General features: G+C 61.5%; 21 protein-coding genes. 2 read left to right on the plus strand and 19 right to left on the minus strand.

Going from position 1 to position 24122, the window contains the following annotated elements; genetic code table 11:
* Positions 1 to 7: 7 nt before the first annotated feature.
* Entirely contained in the window at positions 8 to 1456 is a 1449-nt protein-coding gene (locus tag ABH944_RS09415; RefSeq protein ID WP_404605431.1) for an MFS transporter, read from the minus strand.
* A gap of 255 nt (positions 1457 to 1711) precedes the next feature.
* Here ABH944_RS09415 and ABH944_RS09420 point away from each other — a divergent pair, with 255 nt between their 5' ends.
* A complete protein-coding gene (locus tag ABH944_RS09420) occupies positions 1712 to 3121 on the plus strand; it encodes an LLM class flavin-dependent oxidoreductase (protein ID WP_404605429.1) in 1410 nt (469 codons plus the stop codon).
* A gap of 12 nt (positions 3122 to 3133) precedes the next feature.
* Here ABH944_RS09420 and ABH944_RS09425 read toward each other — a convergent pair whose 3' ends face one another.
* The 11 genes from ABH944_RS09425 to ABH944_RS09475 form a co-directional block, all read right to left on the minus strand.
* Positions 3134 to 3469 carry a Rieske (2Fe-2S) protein gene (locus tag ABH944_RS09425; protein ID WP_404605427.1) on the minus strand — a complete coding sequence of 112 codons (336 nt, stop codon included), beginning with the start codon at positions 3467 to 3469 and terminating at the stop codon, positions 3134 to 3136.
* Between the two features lie 21 nt (positions 3470 to 3490).
* Positions 3491 to 4555: a branched-chain amino acid ABC transporter permease gene (locus ABH944_RS09430; RefSeq protein WP_404605426.1), complete on the minus strand. Its 1065-nt coding sequence runs from the start codon at positions 4553 to 4555 to the stop codon at positions 3491 to 3493.
* A 22-nt stretch (positions 4556 to 4577) separates the two neighbouring features.
* Positions 4578 to 5444 (minus strand): branched-chain amino acid ABC transporter permease, encoded by an 867-nt coding sequence (locus ABH944_RS09435; protein WP_404605425.1) that lies wholly within the window; start codon positions 5442 to 5444, stop codon positions 4578 to 4580.
* Complete coding sequence (locus tag ABH944_RS09440; protein ID WP_404605423.1) at positions 5441 to 6148, minus strand: ABC transporter ATP-binding protein; 708 nt, start codon at positions 6146 to 6148, stop codon at positions 5441 to 5443. The genes ABH944_RS09435 and ABH944_RS09440 overlap by 4 nt, the downstream gene beginning before the upstream one ends.
* 2 nt (positions 6149 to 6150) lie before the next feature.
* Complete coding sequence (locus tag ABH944_RS09445; protein WP_404605421.1) at positions 6151 to 6873, minus strand: ABC transporter ATP-binding protein; 723 nt, start codon at positions 6871 to 6873, stop codon at positions 6151 to 6153.
* 14 nt (positions 6874 to 6887) lie between these two features.
* Positions 6888 to 8177 (minus strand): ABC transporter substrate-binding protein, encoded by a 1290-nt coding sequence (locus ABH944_RS09450; protein WP_404605419.1) that lies wholly within the window; start codon positions 8175 to 8177, stop codon positions 6888 to 6890.
* A gap of 63 nt (positions 8178 to 8240) precedes the next feature.
* A complete protein-coding gene (locus tag ABH944_RS09455) occupies positions 8241 to 9299 on the minus strand; it encodes a maleylacetate reductase (protein WP_404605417.1) in 1059 nt (352 codons plus the stop codon).
* 2 nt (positions 9300 to 9301) lie between these two features.
* A complete protein-coding gene (locus tag ABH944_RS09460; protein ID WP_404605415.1) occupies positions 9302 to 10765 on the minus strand; it encodes an aldehyde dehydrogenase family protein in 1464 nt (487 codons plus the stop codon).
* Between the two features lie 94 nt (positions 10766 to 10859).
* Positions 10860 to 11855 (minus strand): hydroxyquinol 1,2-dioxygenase, encoded by a 996-nt coding sequence (locus tag ABH944_RS09465; RefSeq protein WP_404605413.1) that lies wholly within the window; start codon positions 11853 to 11855, stop codon positions 10860 to 10862.
* A gap of 63 nt (positions 11856 to 11918) precedes the next feature.
* Positions 11919 to 12410, minus strand: coding sequence for a cupin domain-containing protein (locus ABH944_RS09470; protein ID WP_404605411.1), 492 nt, complete (start codon positions 12408 to 12410; stop codon positions 11919 to 11921).
* A gap of 198 nt (positions 12411 to 12608) precedes the next feature.
* A complete protein-coding gene (locus ABH944_RS09475) occupies positions 12609 to 13574 on the minus strand; it encodes a LysR family transcriptional regulator (protein ID WP_404605409.1) in 966 nt (321 codons plus the stop codon).
* 281 nt (positions 13575 to 13855) lie between these two features.
* Here ABH944_RS09475 and ABH944_RS09480 point away from each other — a divergent pair, with 281 nt between their 5' ends.
* Positions 13856 to 14764, plus strand: coding sequence for a LysR family transcriptional regulator (locus ABH944_RS09480; protein WP_404605407.1), 909 nt, complete (start codon positions 13856 to 13858; stop codon positions 14762 to 14764).
* 16 nt (positions 14765 to 14780) lie between these two features.
* On the opposite strand, the gene ABH944_RS09485 is transcribed toward ABH944_RS09480, so the two are convergent.
* The 7 genes from ABH944_RS09485 to ABH944_RS09515 form a co-directional block, all read right to left on the minus strand.
* A complete protein-coding gene (locus tag ABH944_RS09485) occupies positions 14781 to 16253 on the minus strand; it encodes an alginate export family protein (RefSeq protein WP_404605405.1) in 1473 nt (490 codons plus the stop codon).
* Positions 16250 to 17185: a glyoxalase gene (locus ABH944_RS09490; RefSeq protein ID WP_404605403.1), complete on the minus strand. Its 936-nt coding sequence runs from the start codon at positions 17183 to 17185 to the stop codon at positions 16250 to 16252. Before ABH944_RS09490 ends, ABH944_RS09485 begins: the two co-directional genes overlap by 4 nt.
* Before the next feature lie 110 nt (positions 17186 to 17295).
* Complete coding sequence (locus ABH944_RS09495; RefSeq protein WP_404605402.1) at positions 17296 to 17541, minus strand: DUF1427 family protein; 246 nt, start codon at positions 17539 to 17541, stop codon at positions 17296 to 17298.
* A 48-nt stretch (positions 17542 to 17589) separates the two neighbouring features.
* The gene (locus ABH944_RS09500; RefSeq protein ID WP_404605400.1) at positions 17590 to 18231 is read right to left on the minus strand and encodes an HD domain-containing protein; all 642 of its coding nucleotides are present in this window, start codon (positions 18229 to 18231) and stop codon (positions 17590 to 17592) included.
* Positions 18232 to 18311: 80 nt separating this feature from the next.
* Positions 18312 to 20189 carry an amidohydrolase gene (locus ABH944_RS09505; RefSeq protein WP_404605398.1) on the minus strand — a complete coding sequence of 626 codons (1878 nt, stop codon included), beginning with the start codon at positions 20187 to 20189 and terminating at the stop codon, positions 18312 to 18314.
* A gap of 131 nt (positions 20190 to 20320) precedes the next feature.
* Positions 20321 to 20959: a hydrolase gene (locus ABH944_RS09510; RefSeq protein ID WP_404605396.1), complete on the minus strand. Its 639-nt coding sequence runs from the start codon at positions 20957 to 20959 to the stop codon at positions 20321 to 20323.
* Positions 20960 to 21140: 181 nt separating this feature from the next.
* A complete protein-coding gene (locus ABH944_RS09515) occupies positions 21141 to 24026 on the minus strand; it encodes an ATP-binding protein (RefSeq protein WP_404605394.1) in 2886 nt (961 codons plus the stop codon).
* Positions 24027 to 24122: the final 96 nt, after the last annotated feature.

Consider the following 24122-nt stretch of genomic DNA (forward strand, 5'->3'; position numbering starts at 1 on the left):
TCGGCGCTCACGCTGTTGCCGGCGTTGGCGCGTCTTCGTCGTCGATATCGTGTGCGGTCGGCTCATAGCGGATCAGCACCAGGAACACGATAGGAATCACGGCGGCCAACGCAACGATCCAGAACATGTCGGTGCCAAAACGAGCCTTGAGGATGGGCAGCACGAACAACGCGAGCGCACTTCCAATGCCAGCCAGCGACCGGCCAAAACCTACACCGGTACCACGAATGGAAGTCGGGTAAGACAAGGCCGGATAGATCATCATCTGCGCGCCCGGGCCGAAACCTTCAGCGAACAACCATGTACCCAACATCAGTACGGCAAGGCCAATACCGAGCGCCGCCTGCGGATGTCCTATCAGCGCGAGCGCAATCAACGAAACAAACTGCAATGCGAAGCCCGCGATTGCAACGTGACGCGAAGGAAATTTATAAGCCAGCCGCATGCCGAGCAGACCGCCTGCCAGCGCGAACAACACGTTCAGCCCAAGCGATGCCGCGATTGTTTCGAACACACCGGCTCCCAGGAATTGGGACAGTATGGACGGCAGGAAAAAGGCGATCGCCGTGTATTCGAACGGGATGCAAAGATTCATCACGCTGGCAACGAGCGTCCGCTGCAGATAGGGCCGCTGGAACAGCACGCGGAATTTGACCGGCGGCTGCTTCGATGCTTTCTGCTCTTGCGTATCGTCCACGGCATGCGCGTGAATGCCATACGACTCACGCAAGATACGCACCGCTTCTTTAAGATTGCCCTGGTTCGCCGCCCACAACGGCGACTCATTCATGAACTTGCTGCGAACCATGATGATGATCAGTGCCGGCACGGCCCCAAAGATCAGCGACGCCCGCCAGAGCCAGTCGGCGTGCTGAGCCGGCAGAAAGAAGTACAACGCAAACACGATCAGGAAACACACCGATGACGCCGCATACCACATCGGGCACCACGCCGCGAGCCGTGACGCCTTGTTGCCACGCCCATTGAATTTCGAAAACTCCGAGAGGAACGCCATGGCAACGGGCAGGTCGATACCCACGCCCAACCCCATCACGAACCTTGCCGCGATCAGCACCCAGACATTCGGCGCGAGCCCGGCGGCAATGGCCGCAACAACGAAGAACAGCATGTCGGCCATGAAGACCTGGTAGCGGCCGATCTTGTCCGTCAGCCATCCACCGGCAAGGCTGCCGAGAATCGTCCCGATCATGATGGATGAACTGACGAAGCCGCTTAGCGCCGGGGTCAGGTTGAATTCACGCGTGACGTCCTGAATGCCATACGAGAGCGTCGTCAGATCGTATGCGTCGAGAAACACGCCGCCCAGTGCGAGCAAGACAATCACGCGCGCGTGATTATTCTTCGAGAGGCTTGTGTTGATCAGGCGCGACACATCGCTGGCCGATCCGATCGGCAGTGACGCAGGCAGGGCGGTTTCAATGTCGACAGTGCTCAAGATTCGCCTCCTCGGGCTTGCGGGTTGCATGGCAAAGAAGCTTTATACGGACAGCCATCTCGTCACGCAAAGAAGGAGTTTTTCTTTCGATATGAACCCCAAGGGGCAAGCCATCATGATCTGCCGCACGCACTGAACGGAAGCACGAGCCTTTGCAGCCACGCACCTATGCAAAGCTGAAATTGTTGGAGCACACAGTCCATTCGAAGACTAGATTGTCCGGTTGTTAGCGTGAATATCGGGAAGCCGGCAGCCATGAGCAAAACCATCCATTTCAATGCGTTCGAGATGAACTGCGTCGGTCATCAGTCGCCGGGCCTGTGGTCTCATCCACGCGACCGGTCATCGCAATACAAGGATCTCGAGTACTGGACGGATCTTGCAAAAATCCTCGAGAAGGGTTTCTTCGACGGCATTTTCATAGCCGATGTGATCGGTTACTACGACGTCTACAAGGGCAGCAACTATCACGCGATCCATCAAGCGGCGCAGATCCCCGTCAACGATCCCCTGCAGCTCGCAGCGCCTATCGCGATGGTGACCGAGCACCTGGGAATCGGCATCACGGCGTCGACGACCTTCGAGCATCCCTACACATTCGCCCGGCGGCTTTCGACAGCTGACCATCACACGAAAGGCCGGGTGGGATGGAATATCGTGACGTCGTATCTGGAAAGCGGTGCGAAGAATATCAGCGAAGGCGGCTTGCGCAAGCACGCCAACCGCTATGAAGTGGCGGCGGAATATATCGAGGTGCTGTACAAGCTGTTCGAGGGAAGCTGGGAAGACGATGCCGTGGTCCGCGACCGGCACAACCGGGTGTTTACGCACCCCGAGAAGGTGCATGAGATAGGTCACCACGGCAAATACTTCGACGTGCCCGGCTACCATCTTTGCGAACCCTCGCCCCAGCGCACTCCCGTGCTCTATCAGGCCGGTGCGTCGGGTGCAGGGAAGGCGTTCGCCGCCCGGCACGCCGAGTGCGTGTTCGTCGCAGCCCCGACGAAGGAAGTGCTGAAGGCCTATGTTGCCGACGTCCGCGAACAGGCAGCGCTTGGCGGACGTGATCCGGGCGCCTTGCTGATCTACAACCTGGTCACGGTCATCGTGGACGAGACGGATGCCAAGGCGCAAGCAAAGTTCGAGGAGTACCGCCGCTACACGTCATACGACGGCTCGCTTGTGTTCATGTCGGGTTGGACGGGCGTCGACTTCGGTCAGTACGCGCCAACCGATCTGGTGAAGAAGGTGGAAACCAACGCCATTGTCTCCGCCATCGAACATCTGGCAGGCGGTGCAAAATCCTGGACCATCGACGAACTCGCGGCATGGGGGGGTATTGGCGGCATGGGACCGGTGTTCGTGGGTTCGGCGGCAACCGTTGCCGATATCCTGCAAACCTGGGTGGAAGAAACCGGCGTGGACGGCTTCAATCTTGCGTATGCGGTCGCGCACGAGACCTTCGAGGACATCGTCAATTACCTGGTGCCGGAGTTGCAACGGCGCGGCGTTTATCGCCAGGAATATACGCCCGGTACGCTGCGCGAAAAACTGTTTGGCAAGGGGCGCTTGCTGCCGGCCGGGCATCCCGGTGCGAGGTATAGGGACATTGAGGCGTTCAAGCGCGGCGAAGCGGCCGGTTCACTGGTTGCCTTGCAGGAATAGCGGTTTCCGCGCCTATTCATCGGCAAATATTCTCCTGCCCTCAGTGCGGATGGGCACGGGGGTCAGGCGTGCCCCAAGGCATGGACCATCAACGCACACGCCGTCCTCGAACCGGAACATCGCGCTGTGATGGGCACACATGAGAAGCTCCCCGCCATAGGCCCAAAACGTGTTCGGCTCATAGTTCAGCGGTATGGAGAAGTGCGGGCATACATTGCGGTAAGCCCACGCGCTGTCTCCTCGGCGCAGCACCACGACCTCTGCCCGTGCCTCGAGACCGCCACCGTCCGGCACGTCGTCGAGAATGCAGAGGGGCACGCCATTGCTATTGCTCGCTGCATCGTTCATGCCGCCTTACTCCTGCTATCGTCAGTGCGCCGCATGCCGGCGGTCTGCCGATTCCGTGCGCGCAGGTTGAATCATCGCCCCCGGCTCAAGAAACACGACACGCCGGCCGACGGGGAAAAGTTGCAGTCCGAACCGTCGCGATACGTAACCCCACAATCCCTGAGGGAAAAACATCGTGACGACAATGGCAAGCGTGCCCAGTCCGATCAGATACCAGGTCCCGAAGTCCGACAGGAACTTGTTCAGCAGGAAAAATATCAACGTGCCGATGATCGGTCCTTCAAGCGTTCCCAAGCCGCCTATCATCACGATGAAAATCGCAAAAGCGGTCCAGTTCACGGAGAACGCGGCGTCGGGGGAGATCCGCAGGTTGCTCACGAAATAGAGTCCGCCCGCGAGCGCGGCGCCCCCTGACGAAACGAGATACACGACGAACCGGGCGCGCTTCACATCGACACCCTGACTGTTCGCCGCCACCGCGTTGTCGCGCATGGCAGTGAGCGCGAGACCCTGTTTCGAGCGCAGGAAGACATATAGCAAGCCGATAGCGGCCACCACGATTGCCAGTGCCAGCCACAGCGTCAGCGACTCGCGCAAGGACCTGGGAATGTCTTGTAGACCGGTCAAGCTCGTGCCCGACCCTCCGCCTAGCCAGGACACGTTCGCCACTGTCAGGCGGAAGACCTCGGCGATCCCCCATGTGCCTATGGCGAAGTACCCGCCCGCAAGCCGGAACGCGACCAGGGAGACCGGCACCGCGATCAGCGCGGCAATCATAGCCGCAACCGGCACGGCGACAAAGGGCGACAGGTCACCGTAGTTTGCGAGTATCAGCATGGCGTATCCGCCAATACCGAAATACGCCTGTTGTCCGATCGACACCATTCCGCCGTAACCGCCAAGCAGGTTCCACATCATGGCAAAGACCAGGTACGCGGCGATCTGCGTGAAGTCGCGCAACGTGTCGCGGCCGGCCCAATACGGGAAACTGGCGACCAGTACCGCGACAATCAACAGCACGAACACGGCCACCCTGCTCGCACGCGTTGCCCGCCGGATTTCGAAATGTCGTTCATTGACGTTCATGTGCGTAACCTCCCGGCGCTCATCACGCGGTCTTGGGCAACAGGCCTTGCGGCCGGATCGTCAGCAGCGCCAGAAACAGCACATGTCCCAGCCAGATGCCCCAGCCCGGGTCGATATGGAAACCGATCTGCTGCGCCACGCCGAGTGCGATTCCGCCGAGGAACGTTCCCCAGAACGAGCCCATCCCCCCAATGATTACCGCCTCGAACGCATAGAGCAGGAGCGCGGGACCATCGGACGGAGAAACGGCGGTACGCAAGGCATAAAGCGTCGCGGCAAGCGCGATCAGCACGAACGCAATGCCCATTGCAAGAGCGAACGTCCTGCGTGGCGAGACGCCCATCAGCTGGACGATCTCGCGGTCGTCGGACGTGGCGCGAAAGACGCGGCCGAGCGGCGTGCGGGCAAAGAGCCACTGCAGGAGAAGCGTGGCCACGACTGCGACGACAAGCGTAAGCAGCGGCAAAAGTCCGAGCGCTATACCGCCGGGCAACGCCATGCTCATCGATTCGAAACCACCGGTCGCAAGCGAGCGTGGGTCCGCGGAAAACACTTCCTGCAGCACGTTCTGGATCACGATCGAGAGACCGAAGGTGACCACGAGCGACGGCAGGGGATCCCGGCTGCTGACGCGATTGAGCACGGTGTATTGCACCGCATATCCCCCGCAGAATGCGATCCCGATCAACACCGGCACAGCAGCCCACAACGGCATATGAGCCAGGTTTGTCAGGACGAACAGGACAAAGACCAGCAGCACGATGAAGTCGCCATGCGCGGTATTGGTCAGGCGCATGACGCCGAACACCAGCGACTGGCCCATTGCGAAGAGCGCATAAAGGGCGCCGAGCAACACGCCCTGCAAGAGGATATTGATGAGTGAACTCATGAGACCGCTCCGAAATAGGCTCGCGTGATAGCTTCGTCGGACACCTCGGCCGAGGCGCCCGCCAGCGACACGCGGCCTTCCTGAAAGCAATAGAAGCGCTTCGACACGCGTCGCGCCAGTTGCACGTCCTGCTCGACGACGATCGCACTCATACCTTCTCCGACAATCGACGGCAGCGCGGCATAGATTTCCCTGACCACGACCGGTGCAAGACCGAGAGAAAGTTCGTCGCACATGAGAAGGTCCGGATTACTCATCAATGCGCGGCCGAGTGCAACCATCTGCTGCTGACCGCCGGACAACGCGGTTGCCGGATGATGGCGGCGCTCCTTCAGGATGGGAAAAAGCGTATAGACGGTGTCCAGGGTCCAGCGCCCGAGCCGCGAAGAATAAGCGCCAAGCCGCAGGTTTTCTTCAACGGACAGGCTGGCGAAGAGCCGCCGCCCTTCAGGGACGAGTGCGATCCCCTTTCCGACAACGCGTGCAGCCGGCATGCCGCCGATCGCCTCGCCCTTGTAGGAAATCTGCTGCTCAGGCGCAGGCAGGAGTCCGGCCAGCGCCTTCAGGAAGGTGGATTTTCCCGCACCGTTCGAGCCGATCAACGCGATCACTTCGCCGCGCTCGACCCTCACGTCGATACCGAAAAGCGCCTGGAAATCGCCATAAAAGGCGGTCAGTCCGCGAGTTTCAAGAATGGCCTCCACGATCAAGCCTCCAGGCCGAGATAGACACGCCTGACTTCGGGGTCGTCCATCACGGCGGCGGGGATGCCTTGGGCAAGACGTTTGCCGAAGTGAATGACCAGCAACCGGTCGGCGACGGCGAGCAACGCATGCACCACATGCTCGATCCAAACAATCGTCACCCCTTGTTCCTTGACACCGCGGATTTCATCGACGAGTTCGTGTGTCTCCGGCTCCGTCAGGCCGCCTGCTATTTCATCTAGCAGCAAAAGTTTGGGCCGGGTCGCCAGTGCACGAGCAAGCTCAAGACGCTTGCGGTCCAGCAGCGTAAGCGTGCCGGCCAACTGGTCCGCGCGGCGCTTGAGGCCGGTACGTTCAAGTACATCGATACACAGGTCGGCTGCTTCACGTTCTTTCAACCCGCCGCCAAAGGTGGCTCCTACCAGCAGGTTCTCGAACACCGTCATCCCGCCGAAGGGTCGCGGCACCTGATACGAGCGGCCGATACCCGCCATGCACCGGCGATACGGTGCCAGCTTGCCGATATTGCTTCCGTCAAATTCGATCGTGCCTGCGTCCGGCCGTACGTCGCCGCTGATGAGGTTGAAAAGGGTCGTCTTTCCCGCGCCGTTCGGTCCGAGAATCCCGTAAGTCTCTCCTTGCTCGATCGCGAAGCTGATGTTGTCAGTGACCTTCAGCGCGCCGTAGCTCTTCGAGACGTCCGTCAATCTGAGAACGCAGTTCATGCTCGCCTCTCCCTCTATCCGATCAACTTGAGCGGGCCTGACAGCGGCACATTCGGCGCGAGCTGGTTGTTCACGATCGCCAGGTCGAAGCGATGCGTCTGCCCCTTGACCCACTGACCACCAACCAGCGGCGTCTTCGCGACGTTCTTCACCGGCCCGCTCCCCCATGCAACGTGACCGACGACCGTATCGAGCTTCGTCGATGCCACCGCGTCGCGAATCGCTTCGTTCGAGTCCACGTCCTTGCTGCGCTTAAGAGCGTCCACCGCGATCTCGAACAGCGCGTGCGCAAAGCCGATGGGTTGCGTCCATTGTTTCGACGTGGCCTTCTCGTATGCGTCGGCTAACTGGCGGGCCGACTGTCCCGTCAGCGACGACTTGAACGGGTGCGAGGGAGACCACCACACTTCCGTTGAGAGGCCCTCGCCAAGATCGCCCAGCGCTTCAATCGATGTCGGAAAAAGTAACGCCTTCCCAATAGAAATGACCTTTGGCTTGAACCCCTGCTGGCGCGCCTGCACCAGGAAATTCTTCGCGTCGGGTGGAATCACGACACCCGTCACGATCTGCGCACCGCCTTGCTTGAACGCTGCGATTTGTGCCGAGAAGTCCTGCGTCATGGACTGAAAGCGGCCGGGGTCCTTCAGCGTAAAGCCCTTTTGCGCGAGCACGGGAGGAAAGCCGAGCTTGTTGTCACCCCATGCGTTGCCGTCGCCGTCGTTGGGGAAAAGTCCACCGACCGACTTGTTGGTCTGCACCGATTGCCACATGCCGGTGTACACGGCGATCACATCTTCAAGGCCCCAGAAGAAGTGATACGTAAAACGAAAGCCCTTCTTGGGATCGCCCTTCCGGCCGAAGAACCAGGGTTGCCACGGGACGACCGTGGAGACGCACGGCATCTCGTTGATCTCGCACGCGTCGCTCACGGGATTGGCGGTCTCCGGCGTGCCCGAGACCAGCATGATGTCGACCTTGTCCTTCAGGATCAGGTCATTCGCCACCTCGCCGGCGCGGTTCGGATTCGACTGACTGTCCTTGACCAGAATCGCCACCGGATACTGCTTGCCATTGATTGCGATGCCGTCTTTAAGCGCCGCCTGCATCTGCGCGATCACAAAGCGGTCCGCTTCTCCGAACGGCGCGAGCGGACCGGTTTGTGGCGACACGTAACCAATCTTCAGTGTGCGCGAACTGGCAGCGTTCGCGATGCGCGCAAACAGCGGCGAGGCTGCGATAAGCGTACCGCCCGCCGCCAGCTTTACGAAATGACGGCGAGTGCCGTCGATGGAATGATCATCCATGTTTGTCTCCTTCAATCTTTTATCGTTCTGTGCCGGCCTTCTTGCGTGCCTGACACAGGGTAGTCAGTCGGGGCGGCGGCCTTCGTAAGCGGCTTCGAGCAACGTCCGCAATGCGGCACGCTCGAGTGGCCTCGGATTCCAGTAAGGGGTCTTCAACGCAATATCCAGCGCGACGCCAATATCCGATTCCTTCATGCCGATATCCTTCAACGCCGTCGGCGCGCCGTTGTCACGGGCAAGATCGAACACGCCTTGCGCAGCATCCGAGGCCCCAAGTGCTCGCGCGATCCGCTGCATCGCGAGCGGTGCGGCTTCGCGGTTGTATGCAAGGGCATGCGGCAACACAATGGTGTGTGTCTCGGCATGCGGCAAGTTGAAGGTGCCCCCGAGCGTGTGGCATAGCTTGTGGTGCAACGCCATGCCAACGCTGCCGAGCACAGCGCCGCACAGCCACGCGCCATAGAGGCAATCGGCGCGGGCATCGAGATCGTCGAGGCGTGATACGACGCGGCCTATACCCGCTCCCAGCGCGCGAATACCCTCCTCCGCCATCAATGCGGTAATCGGATTCGCATCCTGCGCGTAGAGTCCTTCCGCGGCGTGCGCGATTGCGTTGATGCCGCTCGTGACAGAAATCGAGGCGGGCAGCGACAGCGTCAACTCGGGATCGTAGATCACCGTCTTCGGCAACACCCGCAGATCACGGCCGGTCTTCTTCAACCCGCCTTCGGTAAGCCCGTAGACAGGCGTCATTTCCGAGCCGGCGTACGTGGTTGGAACCGCAAGGATCGGCAGCGATGAGGTGAGCGCAATTGCCTTGCCGAGGCCCGTCGTGGAGCCGCCGCCTATTGCCACGGCACAGTCGGCGCCCAGCTTCGCGGCGTAGTCGCGTGCCGCCTGCGCGGTCTCGACAGGCACATGCATGACTGCCTTCGAAAACACCCCGACCGCCCGCGAGCCGAGTCGCGCGGCGAACACTTCGGCCTGTTCGCGCTGCTCCGGCGTGGACAGCACGATGGCCCGCCTGGCCCCCAGCAAATCGATCTCGCGCTCGAGGTGGCTGATACTGCCCGCGCCGAACACCACGCGTGAAGGCAACCCCTGATAGGTGAACGGGTCCATGATCAGCGCGGGTAGTAAGGCGGAATGTCGGCGTCGACGTTCACCCAGACCGACTTCGGCTGCGTGTATTCGCGCATGACTTCAAAGCCCATCTCGCGGCCATAGCCACTCGATCCCACGCCGCCGAATGGTGACGCCGCGCTCACGCGCTTATAGCAATTGATCCAGACCATGCCGCTTTTCAACTGCCGCGCAAAGAGATGCGCGCGTTGCAGGTCGCGTGTCCACATGCCGGCGCCAAGGCCGTATTCGGTGCCGTTTGCAATGGCCAGGGCCTCTTCGTCGCTCCCGAATGTGCTCACCGTAACGAACGGTCCGAACACCTCTTCCTGCGACACGCGATCCCCTGGCTTCGCCGCGACAATAGTCGGTTCGACGTAACAACCATTGGCAAGCGCGGTGTTATCCGGCGCCTTGCCGCCTGAGAGAATGCGGCCACCCTGCTCGCGCGCGACATCGACATAAGACAGCACCCGGTCACGATGATGACGCGACGTCAGCGGCCCCATCTCGGTCGCCGGATCGAGCGGATCGCCGATCCTGATCGAGCGCGCCAACGCGATAAAACGCTCAAGCAGTTCGTCCGCAACCGAGTCATGCACGATCAGCCGCGATGCCGCAATACACGCCTGCCCCTGGTTATGAAAGATCCCGAACGCCGATCCTTGCACCACCGCGTCAAGGTTCGCATCGGCGAATACGACGTTCGCACCCTTGCCGCCCAGTTCAAGTTGCACCTTCTTGAGATTGCCTGCGGAAGCCTGCACGACCTTGCGCCCGACTGCGGTCGAGCCGGTGAACGCCACCTTGCTGATCTCCGGATGCTCGGCGATATATTGCCCCGCCACCTGACCGAGACCGGGAACGATATTGACCACGCCCGGCGGGAAACCCACCTCGGCCATCAGTTCAGCAATCGCGAGACTGGAAAGCGGCGTGAGTTCGGCCGGTTTCATGATCACGCAATTGCCGGCGGCGAGCGCGGGCGCCATTTTCCAGCTAGTGAACATCAGCGGGAAATTCCATGGCACCACCTGCCCGACCACGCCGACCGGTTCGCGTGTCACATAGTTCAGGAAGCCCGCTTCGACCGGCACAACCGACCCTTCGAACTTGTCCGCCATGCCGCCGAAATAGCGGAACGTGACGGCCGTGCGCGGGACGTCAAGGTTGCGGGTATCGCGAATCGGATGACCCGTATCCAGGGATTCGAGCCGGGCCAGTTCATCGGCATTCGCTTCAATGGCGTCGGCCAGCTTGAGCAGCAGGCGGCCTCGATCCATCGCCGCCATGTTGCTCCACTTCGGGAAAGCGGCCTTCGCCGCGGCAACGGCGCGGTCTATATCCGCTGGCCCGGCCATCGACACCTGGGCGATCACGGAGTTGTCGTGCGGGTTGAGTGATGCCAGCGTTTCACCGCTCTCGGCGGGAACGAAACGGCCATTGATGAACAGTTGCGTTTGCATGGTGGTCCTGCCTGATAAAGGCTGAAGACAAAGCCCTGCCCGCGACGCCGGCGGGGCCTGCGTCGTTCGGGACCTGGATAGACGAAAAAGGGGTTTAAAGCGGCACGGGATACGGCGGGAGTTCGCCGCTCTCGTAACGCCTGGGCAGATCAGGCGTTGCGTTCTCCCACACAAGCAACATAGAACGCTTTTGCGAATAACCCTTGTGGCGAATATCGGCCGGCATGGCGGCGATGTCGCCGGCGTTCATCGTGATGCGGGCGCGGGGTTCGCCCGTATCCTTGTCGCCGACGTCCCAGATGATCTGGTCGGAGAGTTGCAGGAACCACTCCACGCGGTCGTTGCCGTGAAAAACCGGCAGCATGAATTCCTCGGTGGTCGGGCAAAAGAGACTCTGCTTGCACACCGATGTCACCGATGGATTCCAGGTCACGTCCGAACGCGAGAGGTACTTGAAAAGACTGAACGCATGCAGCTCATGTTCGAAGCCCGGTGCGGCGTGGATCTCCGGCTCGTCCTGGCCAACGTCTGCGAACTGCCGGTTGACCGGGAGGTCGTCGCGCAACGGCGAATCACCCACGATTCCCGGCATGCGTTTCGTCGCAATGCGCGTGCGCTCGATTGCGCCAATATTGTCGCCGTGCTTGATACCGAATGCCGAACCCGTTTCCTCGGGAGCCGCGAACGGATCGAACCCTTCGTTGACCCAGTCCTTCAGGATCGCCTTGAACGTCGCCATGATCAGCGGCGTTTCGAACTGCTGCGTGTAGTCGACGCCCGCTTCCTTGAAGCTCGCGTTATACGAACCGGCATACATGTCCACGCGGCCGTAGTGATTGCGCGTACCGATCACTTCGTCAAAATTGACCCAGCCGTAGAAAAATCCCCACGCCACGTCGCGCATCATTGCGCGCAGGAAGTCGTCGGCATGCATCTGGTGCGACCGGGTTTCCCCCTTGGACGGCCATTTGACCGTGACGAAATAAGCATCGCGGCTGAATTCGAAATCGCCTAGCGTGAAGGTGCGGTAACCGCTCGTCGCGTCCGGGTCGGTCGCGGTGACACTTTGAAAACCTGTTGACTGGTCCATGACTTGTTCCTCGAAAATTGATCAGGTCGATAAGGGCGGTTTGCGCCTCGATCACCGGCTTGCTTACTGAATGCAGATCTCGGCCCACTTCTCGACCGAACTGGACCCAAGAATGGTCTGGACGAGCAGGACGCCTGTCTGGCGGGCTTCGAACCGGTAAGCAGCGCCCGCCGGCAGCAGCGCCTGATGGCCGCGGCGCAGGCGCACATAACCCATCGGCTGGCCTGCAGGTTCGGCGTCCAGACGCACGCTGCCTTCCGTATCGGCGTTGACGAGCGGACCGTTGGAGGGCTTGATGAAATGCACGTCGATCTCGCCGTCGAGCACCACCGCGAACTCGTCGTGCGACGCGCTGAACCACGGCGAGATGCCTTCGGCGCGAACCGTCTCGATCACGTATTTGAGGTTCTTGCCGACCACGACTTTCTCGTAGGGTGCGGCGTGGCTGGCGACCTCGAATACGTTGGACATGGCGTAATGTCCGGGTTTGCCCTTGATGATTTCGATGGAGCCCTTGCGGTAATTGCCGAGGCTGCCGAGATAGGTCTCTTGCATGTCTGTCTCCATTGCTCCGTAAAAGACGGTGATGAACGCGTTGCCTTGGAACGAAGATTAGGGCGGCGCGCGCCACGGGGCAATGGATTGAGGTTCGCGTTTGGCGAACCTTGCGTGCTCGTAAAAGACGCTAGGGAAAGTACTGAGGAAATTACTGAAAAGCGCACCAAGAAGCGCGCCGCGCGGCGGTTATCGCGCTCACGCGTCGCCGAGTTCGTCGTCGACGCTCCTGGTTTCGTCATCGGGCGGCGAAATGCCGAGCGCCCGGTCCCACTGCGGTTCGCGCAGGTAGCGCGCACGCAGGAACTCGACGAACGCCTTCACTTTTGTGGTCGACCTGTGGGACGCAGGATAGACCGCCGAGAGCCATAGCGGCGGTGCAGCATACTCGGGTAGCACGCGTACGAGACGCCGCTCGAGCAGGTCGGCGGCGGCCACCATGGTCGGCAGATAAGCGACGCCGGCACCGGCGCGGGCGAATTCGAGGAGCAGGTGCACGCTGTTTGTCTTGAGCACCGGGTTGAGTGCGATCTCGAAACATTCGTTGCCCTTCATGAGGGGCCAATTGTCGCCCCACGGGTAATACGAATAACGCGCAAAGTCGTGCCGCACGAGGTCGAGCGGCGTTTCTATGACGGGCTCCTCCTTCAGGTAGCCGGGCGCCGCGCACAGCACGCCGCGCACCGGGAAAAGCTTGCGTTCGACCAGCAGGTTCGACGCGGGCGGGTAGATCTGCAACGCCAGGTCGAATCCTTCCTGCACGGGATCTATCACGCGATCGTTGACCGTCACCACGAATTCGATACGGGGATGCGCCTCGCGAAAAGCGATCAGCGCGTGCGAAAAGTGACCCAGTGCGAAACCGGGCAGCACGTGGACGTTGAGCGTCCCGCTCAAGGAATGTGTTTCGGCGCTGGTGCGGCCGGACAGTTCGTGGACTTTATTGACGAGCTGGGCACAGTCGCGATAATACGACTCGCCCACTTCGGACAGGCGCACGGCGCGCGTGGAACGATGAAAAAGCGCGACGTTGAAATGCTCTTCAAGCTGCTTCACGCGCGATGTCACGACCGACTTTGCAACACCGAGCTGACGTGCCGCGTTCGCGAAGCTCTGCGCTTCGGCGGCGCGCACGAACGCTTCCATCGATATGAAAAGGTCCACGCTGTCTCCTGATCGTTTTGTCTGAACCGCTGTTCTCTACCGGAGATTCTAGTGTCTTTGTGGGCTGCGCGGCAGCACGCGGACTAGCGCGCACAACCTGAATTGATCTTAAAAGCACTGCAGCGAAGCCGTATTCCGGTTACATACACAACCAATAAGCCGTCTACAACCGATCGATTCAAATCGACGGACAATCGAGACACACAGGATCACACGCCAAGCGCATCCTCGGCCAGATTACGTAATTACGAAACTACCAAATTACAAAAGGGAAAGCTGCAATGAAGCTGTCATTCGAAGTCCTCGAGGCACTGGACGCAATCGACCGCACCGGCACGTTCGCCGAAGCGGCCGAGTCGCTGCACCGGGTGCCGTCGTCGCTCAGCTATCTGGTCCAGAAGCTCGAGAGCGATCTCGACGTCGTGCTGTTCGATCGCACCGGCAGGCGCGCCAGGCTCACGCATGCGGGACGTGTGGTGGTCGAGGACGGCAGACGGCTGCTGCATGCCGCCGAACAGCTGGAACAACGGGCGCAACGCATTCAGGAAGGCTGGGAGGCGGAGCTGCGAATCTGCATCGACGAGATCCTGCCGCTCGAGGCTTTCTGGCCCTATGTACACGCGTTCTACGACCTGAAGATGGATACGCGGCTGCGTCTGTCGAGGGAAGTGCTTGGCGGCACCTGGGACGCGCTGGTCACGCGGCGCGCGGATCTCGTGGTCGGCGCGGCCGGTGAGCCGCCGCACCTTCCCCATCTGGTGGCACGCCCGCTCGGGTCTCTCAAGCATGTGTTCGTGGTCGCGCCCGATCACCCGCTTGCGGACCTGCCCGAGCCGCTTGGGATAGAGACCGTCACACGGTATCGCGGCGCGGTGATCAGCGATACCTCGCGCGAGTTGAGGCCGCGCTCGGTCGCCACCGGGAGCACGCAGGAATTCATCGCGGTGCCCACGCTCAGCGCGAAACTCGCCGCGCAATGCGAGGGCGTGGCCGTGGGCACCATCCCTGAGTGTCTCGCCGCGGCGCCGATAGCCGAGGGCAGGCTTGTGCAGAAGCGCGTGACCGGCATGCGCGAAGTCACGGACTGCTATCTCGCATGGCGCGACGATGAAACCGGACGTGCGCTGCAATGGTGGGTCGAACAACTGGATCAGCCCGATCTGATCGATCGTTTCATAGCGCGTATCTGAGCACGCCTCCAGGCCGCTACCACCCGTATTTAAGCTCCATGCCAATGTAGTCGGCGTTGCTGCCGCCTACCGCGCGGATGGCATCGCCGACCTGGAAATGCACCGCCTCGACCGAGCCGATCAGGTTCGCCGCGATGGTCCAGTCCGCACGTAGTTGCACATACATCCCGGTCCACAGGCTGCCGTGGCCGGCCGTTCCCGTCACAGGCACGGAGCCCTGCGCATACACCGCGTCGGCCGTGGTCTCGCGCCACTGGAAGCCGACGGCTGCCAGCAACGACAGGTTGCTCGCGGGTTTCAACGTGATGCTCGGCTTGACGTGAATCAGGTTGCTGTAGCCGGTATAACCGGCCAGCGTGAAATAGTAGCCATTGGGGAACAGCGGGTTGAACGTCCCGATCCGCCCATCGCCCGGATGACGATCGCCCGATGCCGCGTCGACCTGAATGCCCGCACGCGGCGTCCCGGCTATGTCGCTGAAGGTATAACCGGCCAGCGAGCCGAGCGCCCACGCACCAATCGTGCTGTTGCCGACGTGCCCGCTCTGCAGCATTGCCTCGACATCCCAGTCCACCTGTCCTGCCTTGCCGGTATAACGCACGTCAAAGACATCGCGATGCTCATCGCCCGTTGCGTCGATGAAATGCGCGTTATCGCGGTTATAGCGCGAGTAGTACCCGGACAGGTCACCCGGTCCCACGTCCTGCCGCTCGAAGCGCACGCCGCTGAACGTCAGGTGCCGGTTCGAGACGTCGTCGAAGTCGCTGGCGTCGCGGTTCTGCACCGGCTGCGTGGCGAATGCAATGAAACGCCACCGCTGGATTTCCCAGTCGGACCAGAGCCCGTCGAATGCTTGCCGGACGTTCGGGCCGTCGCGGACCGAAATGAAGCGCTGCAAGTCGAACGCCATCTCCTGACGCCCCAGCCTGAACTTGAACGTACCGCCGCCGAGCGGCCCGACGTAAGTGATGAACGCCTGCTCCAGATCCAGCGGGTTCTTGTCGACCGGGGTCACCGAGTCCTTGCCGTAGGGCTGCGCGTCTTCGATCTGCGTGAAGACATGCAGATGGTCACCCAGGCGGATATCGGCGTGTACTTCGGCGCGTTGCAGCAGGTAGGTATCGCCGTGGTTTCCACCGACACCGAACAACGCGGCGTTGTTGACCTCCAGCCGCTCGCGCAGGTTCGCACCGAGCGAGAGGTATGACGCCGGGTCGCCACCCAGCGGCATGTACTTGAGCCCATCCAGCGGCTCACGCGGCACGCATGGATTGGCGAGCACCGACCAGTCCTCTTGCCATCGATTGAACAAGACGGTGGGCCGTTTGGCGTCGCAGGTCGTCACCGGCGCGGGCACAGCGGGTTGTGCATCGCCCGCGTCGGAAGCGGCGCGAGCGTCCATTGCCGCAACGCTCGCACTCATCGCCAGCGAGAAGCCCGACAGCGCCAGCAATCGCCGCGAACACCTCGAACGTCGCGACCGGGTCATTGAGCAGTTGTGTCGTGGATCTCGGCGATATACCCCCCCGGGAATTCGACAATCGACGTCTTGCCCTTACCGGTCTGGTACGGCGCAAACAGCACCTTGGCGCCTGCCGCCTCGGCCTTCGCCAGCGTCGCCGCGAGGTCGGTCACCTGGTAGCCGGTCGTCTCGCGCCCGAACGGATACGGCAGCTTGCCGTCGGTCACGAACACCACCATCTTGCCAAAGCCCGATTCAATCCGGATGCAGCGCATGGTTTCACCCGGACGGCCGATCACGCCGGCGTCCGCATGCCGGTCGTCGGAGACCACCTTGCCTTGCGAGAACCGCACGAACCGGCGCACGAAACCATCGACGGCCGAACGGGACATGTACACGCGATTGTCCGGCACAGATTCAAGCGGCCCATATGACGGCGCCTTCGTATGCCAGTACAACTGCATGTTCAAGCCGCCGGGCCAGCGGATCAGCGCGTCCTTGCCGATGGGGTCATCGAAGGGTTCGACGGTGACATCCGCACCCGCAGCACGGGCCGCGCGCACGGCGTGGTCCATGTCGGTCACGAGATAGCCGGTACGCTCGTCGCCGAACGGATACGGGATCGGCGTCTGGAACGCAAACACGGACAGCATGCCGACGGGCGTCTGCACGTATTGCGACGCGGTCTTGCTCGGCGTCGGTGTCACGGTGAAGACCGCGCGCGGCGAAGCCTTGCCGCCGAAGGTCGCCAGGAAGCTGTTGACGAATGCATCGATATCCTCATTCGACACGTACACGTGGGTCGTATCGTACTGAGGGCCGACGGCGACGTTCGTGCTCGCCGGCGCCTGCTTGAGTTCGGCCTCGGCCTGGACGACGCCCGGCACGCCCGCCGTGCCGAGCAACACGCAGGCGAAGGCAACTGCGGCGGCGAGCCGAGAGAGGGAATTGCGCGACATGAAAAGCTCCTGTTTCTAATTGCTATGAAGGGAGATGAGCAAAGGGAAATGATTAAAGGGAAATAAGTGAAGCGAGATAAGACAACGCTGGAAAGCAGAGTGCGTTTGATTCATTTTGCGCCGCTTCCCGGGTCGGCGGCCGGCGCCGGTTTGGCCGGTGCGGGCGTGTCAATTTGCCGGACCTGAACACTGGCCGGGAACAAATGCGCACGCACCACGGGAATCGTATGCTCCCCGAGCACGATACCCAACAATCCGACTAGTGCGATCAACGGCGGCGCGGGCGACTGCACACGCACCAGGCAGTACAGCAGGCCGACCACGAAGCCTGCTGCGAGCGAAATAAGATAGGGCATCGTCAAGTCTCTTGTCCAAAATCCACCAAGCGAATAAAGCGTCGAACGCTACTCTTTCCAGTCGGAGCCCAGGATCAGGCCGCAGAAATTCATGCGCCGGTAATTCGGATCGCAGCGCTCGAGCACGTCGGCGTTGACCGTACCGAATGTTGTTGCGGGGCGGTGCGCCATGGCCTGCGCGAATACATCGATAATCTGTGCCTTGAAGCCCGCCCCCCGCGGATACTCGGCGAGCACCGCGTTGCGCTCCGTGCGGCTGACTTCATCGAAATGCATGCCCAGCAGATCCGTTTCGACCCCGGCCGCAATCAGCCCGGTCAATGCGGACATGTGCGGGCAGATGCCGAACGTGGTGTGCAAGGCGATAGCATTCCAGACGTCCGCCACAGCGTCCTCGGGCACGCCATAACCGCCCAGAAATTCCCTCATCGCATTCGCACTGTCCACTTCGAAGCGCGTCTGGGAGTCGCGGTAAAGCGAGGTCAGGCCCATGTCATGGAAAAGCGCGGCTACGTACAGCAGTTCAGCATTGAAGACGAGCCGGCGGCGAACGCCGATCAGCGCGGCAAATAGGAAGACCCGCAAAGAATGGCGATAGAGAATATCCGGCTCGATGGCACGTGTGGCGGCACCCGCCGCACGCGCCATCTCGCTGTCCGGAATCGCGACTCCCGCGACGCGCTTTCTCATCGCCATCTCCTTGCCCCGGCCTGGCTGTTCTGCTACCTCTGATCAAGCAACCTGAATCGTCCTTAATCTTCCGCGACGGATCAAAACGCGAAACAACTGCAGCCGAGCGCGCCCCAGAAGCCGTTTGCATCGCTGACCGGCACCTGCTTGCGCCATGCCCACATGTGACCATGGGCATGAATGCCGCACAGGTTTGCACAACCATCGGCGCACGCCTGCTGGAGGATCGTAGCGGGCTGGTACCGGCTATACCCGCCGAACTCCGCCACCGGCGACCACGACGGGCTGACGGGCAACGGCGGCGGTCCAAGCGCGCTGAACTCGGCGTCCGCGTGAACAACCTTGCCGTTGACCACGGTCAGCACTGAAGACAAGTACTTGATCCGCACTTCATCGACCGTGAAATAGTCGTCGGTGAGTGCGGCGAAGTCAGCGAACTGCCCGGGTACCAGTGCGCCCTTGCGGTCCTCTTCGCCCGAGAACCAGCTACTGCCCACCGTATAGCGGCGCAACGCTTCCATCCGGTCCAGGCGGTCCTGCGGCGCGTACATCTGCATGCCGCCGACCGTGGATCCCGACACCATCCAGTACAACGACACGAACGGGTTGAAACTTGCCACCCGCGTGGCGTCCGTACCCGCGCCTACGGGAAGTCCTGCCGCCAGCATCTGCTGGATCGGCGGTGTCCTGGCAGCCGCCTGGGCCCCATAGCGATGGACAAAATACTCGCCCTGAAACGCCATGCGGTGCTGGATGGCGATGCCGCCGCCAAGTGCAGCAATACGGTCTATGTTGCGCTGTGAGATGGTCTCGCAATGGTCGAAGAACCAGCGCAAGCCGTTGAACGGCGTGTCCTGGTTGACGCGTTCGAATACGTTCAGGAAACGGTCAACAGACTCGTCGTACGTTGCATGCAGGCGAAACGGCCAGCGGTTCTGCACGAGCAGTCGCACGACCGCTTCCAGTTCGGGTTCGAGCGTCTCCGGCAGGTCGGGACGCGGCTCGAGAAAGTCCTCGAAATCCGCCGCGGAAAAGACCAGCATTTCACCCGCGCCGTTCATTCGCAGGAAGTCGTCGCCCTCGCCCGGTCTGGTCACTTTCACCCAGCGCGCGAAGTCCTCGATCTCCTTCTTCGCATTCTGCGTGAAGAGGTTATAGGCAATGCGCAGGGTCAGTTCACCGCGCTTGGCCAGTCCCATGATCACGGCGTAGTCGTCGGGGTACGCCTGGTATCCGCCGCCTGCATCGATTGCGCTCGTGACGCCAAGACGATTGAGTTCGCGCATGAAATGCCGCGTGGAATTCACCTGGTCGTCGTACCCAAGCTTGGGTCCCTTCGCGAGCGTTGCGTAGAGCAAACCCGCGTTGGGGCGTGCAATCAGCATGCCGGTCGGGTTGCCGCGCTTGTCGCGCTGGATTTCACCGCCCGGCGGGTCGGCCGTCTCCTTGGTATATCCCACTGCACGCAGCGCGGCGGCGTTCAACAGCGCGCTGTCATAGAGATGCAGGATGAACACCGGCGTGTCTGGCGCAATGGCGTTGATCTCCTCGAGCGTCGGACCGCGCAGCTCCGCGAACTGCAGCTCGTTCCAGCCGCCGATCACGCGCACCCATTGCGGTGCGGGCGTACGCGCAACTTGCCGGCGCAGCATCTCGAGCGCATCGCCAAGCGACGGCACGCCGTCCCAGCGCAATTCCATGTTGAAGTTCAGGCCGCCCCGGATCACGTGCAGATGCGAGTCGTTCAGTCCAGGGATGACGGTGCGCCCTTTCAGGTCGACACGTTGAGTGCCGGCGTGGGCGAACTGCATCGCGTGTGCATCAGTGCCGGCGGCGAGAATTTTTCCGTCCTTGACCGCAAGTGCCGTCACGAAAGATCGCTTGTCATCCTGGGTAGCGATCTTGCCGTTGAAAAAGATGGCGTCCGCGGACGCGGCGGCAGGGGTTGTCGCTGTCATCGTCGTCCTCATGCTTTAAGGTGCGCAGCAGCGGCGAACGTGGTCCGGCGTGAGGCAGGAGTCACGGTTCGCGGCCGCTTGTTGACGTGTCTGTTCGATGTGCTGCTTCGATGTGCTTCGGCGTCGTGCTTTCAACCGCCCGCTTCGCTCGCGTGCTCGCCCAGGATCTGCTTCGCGTAGCGCACGCCGATACCGTAGGCGCTATGTGCCTTGAAGATATCCATGCAGCCGTCGTACGTCTCGCCGCGAGCCCAGTCACGTTGCAACTCGCACATGAATTGCAGTGAGGTCATGGGGACAGCGCCCGCCTGGATGATCCGTTGCACGGCCCGCTCGTGCGCTTCTTCCGTGACGTCTCCGCAAGCGTCGGTCGGGACGTAGATCTCGTATCCTTCGGCCAGCATCTGTACGGTCGGGAACGCCACGCATACCTCTGTCCACAAACCGGCGAGCACGATCTTCTTGCGCCCGGTCGCTTCAATCGCCTTGCGGAAGTTCGCGTCTTCCCAGGAGTTCATCGAGGTACGGTCGATCGGCTTTTGTTCAGGGAAGACCGCCTGGGGTTCGGGGATGAACTCGCCGCTGAAGGTCTGCGCGGCGATCGTCGTGAGGATCGTGGGAACCTTGAACAGCTTGGCGGCTTTCGCGAGGACTTGCACGTTGTGCACGATGGTCGTGCGGTCGTGCGAATGCGTGCCGAAGAACATCTGCGGCTGGTAATCAATCAACGCGAGAGAACAGGTATCGGGGGTGAGTAATTCATGCGGCATGGAATGCTCCTTGGTCTGGCCTCAGACTGAATCGGGACGGCGACTCACGTCGCCATGGAAAATGGAGGTAACCGGGATGGCAGACGTGAGGCGCATATGAGCCCGCATGAGCCGCATCTCGATACCGGTTTGAGGCTACAGAGAGCAGGTCTTAAAGTCCTGAGGAGGACCTGAATCCTTCTTAAAGGATCGAGCCGCTCGCGCGCGGACGAGTAGCGAGGTCGCAGTCGGAGGGGGATGTGTGAGGTATATGCAGCGGTGGGAGGATATAAGCGGGTGCAGCAATGCGATGACTACGCTCAGGCGCGTGCCCATCGTGCAATGCGTGGGACAACTGCATGTCGCCTGTTTCGGCGTTCTCTTTTTGAAGTTCGCCGAGGCTTGCCGCAGCACGGCGTTCGAGTTCGATTGCGCCCTGGCGCCGCGCATGATCGAGTGCCGATACGAACCACGATTTGGCGTCCATCGCCTGATGCCCGGCGAGTGAAATCTCCCCCCTCACCCGGCACAGTTCCGGGTAGTACCAGCGCTCGCCCGTTTCCTCGCAATGCCGGAACGCTTCGTTGATCGCGGTGGTCGCATCGTCACGCCGTCCACAAGCCAGCGATGCCCGCGCAAACTGCGCAAGCAGCAGCGTCAGCGGTGCGATAAAACCGCTCTCGCGCAATGCATCGAGTGACGCGCGGAACTGCGGCAAACGCCACTGACCTTTATCGGACATCGACTGAAGGTATTCCTCATAGCAGTCGCAACAAGTCGCCCAGATCGCGAACCCCGCTTGCGATGCACGGGTTCTCAACATGGCGATGCCACGCCCGGCAACGGCAGTGTCCTGCATCAGCAAGGCAATCGGTATGAGCGCTTCGACAAGCACATAGCACGTGACCATGTCGTGCTCGTATTCAAGCGCGGCGTCGAGCGCATGGTGCGCGAGCCTCGACGCTTCCTGTGTTTCGCCCTGCACCCATGACACCCGTGCAAGCGTCGCACGCGCGGCAATACCATGATCGATCCGAAAGCCAACCGCATTCCAGCGATGCTCGTCATGCACGTACGCATTCAGCATCCCCTCGAGCTGTTCACGCGCGGCGGAGGGTTCGCCCGCATAGTGCAGCGCGATGCCTTCGATCCGGCGGCCGATCACACGCTGAGTCCGGTTCCCGAGCTGTTGTGCAAGCGCGCTGAAACGGCGCGCGAGTAACAGCGCCGCCCGTGCCTCGCCGCCGTACTGGTAAGCGTTCCACAAGCCCCACAGCGCCCGCGATTCGAACTCGGTGTCGCTGGTCACCACGGCGAGTGACAGCACCTCGGACCACACATCGCGCACCGCGGCTGTTGGCCCCTGCGTGTACACAAGGCCCGCTGCATAGGCCGCCAGGAGTCGCAGCTTCGTGCTGGCGGACACGCTTGCGGTGTCGGTGTGGCTGGCTGCGTCGATTGCGGTGCGAGCCCGCTCGCAACATTCATCGACGAGCGAGACATCGAAGAGAAACGGAACCGCCATCGCCGAGAGTTCAATGCCGAGCGTCCGGTCGCCTCCGGAACCAAACGCCCAGTCAAGCGCCGTTCGCAGGTTGCCCACTTCATGACGGAACTGCGCCAGCGATTCGCGGGGCGGGCGCTCCGTGCGATGGTATGGATCACGAGCGAAGACCGTGCGCAGCCAGTTCGCGTGCGCCAGCGCGGCAGCCTTGCGCTCGCCGTTGTCCTCGAGCTGCTGCAATGCATAGGCGCGCGTGGTTGCAAGCAGGCGGTAGCGCGACGGCACAGCGGCGTTATCGTGAATCACAAGTGACTTCGAGACGAGCCCGCTCAGCGCGTCAAGGATCTCGGTTTGCGAAAAGCCGCGAGCGGCCACCATGTGACTGGCGGCATCGAAGGAAAATCCGTTCAGGAATACACCGAGCCAACGCAGCAACGTGCGCTCGGTATCGTCAAGAAGACGGTAGCTCCAGTCGAGCATCGCCTTGAGCGTCTGATGGCGCGGCAACACACCCCTGAAGCCGCCCGTCAGGATGCGAAAACGCTCGTCCAGATGGTCAGCCAGCACTTCAATGCCGAGCACGGCGGCACGCGCCGCTGCGAGTTCGATCGCAAGCGGTATGCCGTCAAGCCGGCGGCATACCAGCCCGGTGAGAAAGAGGCTGTGTTCATCGGAGGAGAAGCGCGGGTCGATCGTGCGGGCGCGTGCAAGGAACAGTTGCACCGCACTTGTCTGAAGGATCTCGCCACCAAGGCTTGCATCCGCGGGCACGTCGAGCGACGGCACGTGGTACAGCACCTCGTCCTGGATACGAAGTGCCTCGCGGCTGGTCGCCAAGACAACCGACTCAGGATTCGCTGCCGTCATGGCGCGGGCGATCTCGGCCGCCGCGTCGATCACATGCTCGCAATTGTCCAGCACGATCAGCATGCAACGGCCGGCTATTTCGGCTCCGATCAGATCGGGCGACAAACGTCCGGCGGGCAGCTTCATGCCAAGGGCGCCGGCCAGCGCCTCAAGTGCGAAACGCGCATTCGACACCGATGCAAGCGGCACGAACACCACGCCGTCCGGAAACCGTGCGGCGGCCTGTCCGGCAACCTCCAGCGCAACCCGTGTCTTGCCAATGCCGCCCGCACCGACCAGCGTGAGAACGCGCGCGGCGCTCAATGCGTCCAGCACTTGTGCAACCACGGTTTGCCGGCCGATCAACGCCGATACACCGGCAGGAAGCATGGACGAAGTGCATGGCAGCAGCAGACTCGCGACGTCTTCATGCTGCAATGGCGAGTCTTCATGCACCGGTATCAGCCGATACCCTCGGCCCGGCACCGTCTTGATCAGATCGCGATCCGCACCGAGCGCCTTGCGCAAGGCAGCAACATGCACCTGCAGATTGTTTTCCTCGACCACGGTGTCGGGCCATACACGACGCATGATCTCGTCCTTCGAGACCAGCGTTCCCTCCGCGCGGATCAAGACCTCGAGAATGTCGAATGCGCGGCTGCCAATGCGCAGCGATTCGCTGTTGAGCTGGATTTCCCTGCTTTCGAGGGATATGAGAAGTTGCCCGATCCGGACCATCGCACACTCGATTCCGAAGGGAGACTGGTGAAAAAACGGGTGACGGAAATAAGCGATTCAGTTGCCAAATCTTACGGCACGGCCACAAATGAAACA

It is taken from the genome of Caballeronia udeis (assembly GCF_044909315.1).
Lineage (GTDB): Bacteria > Pseudomonadota > Gammaproteobacteria > Burkholderiales > Burkholderiaceae > Caballeronia > Caballeronia udeis_A.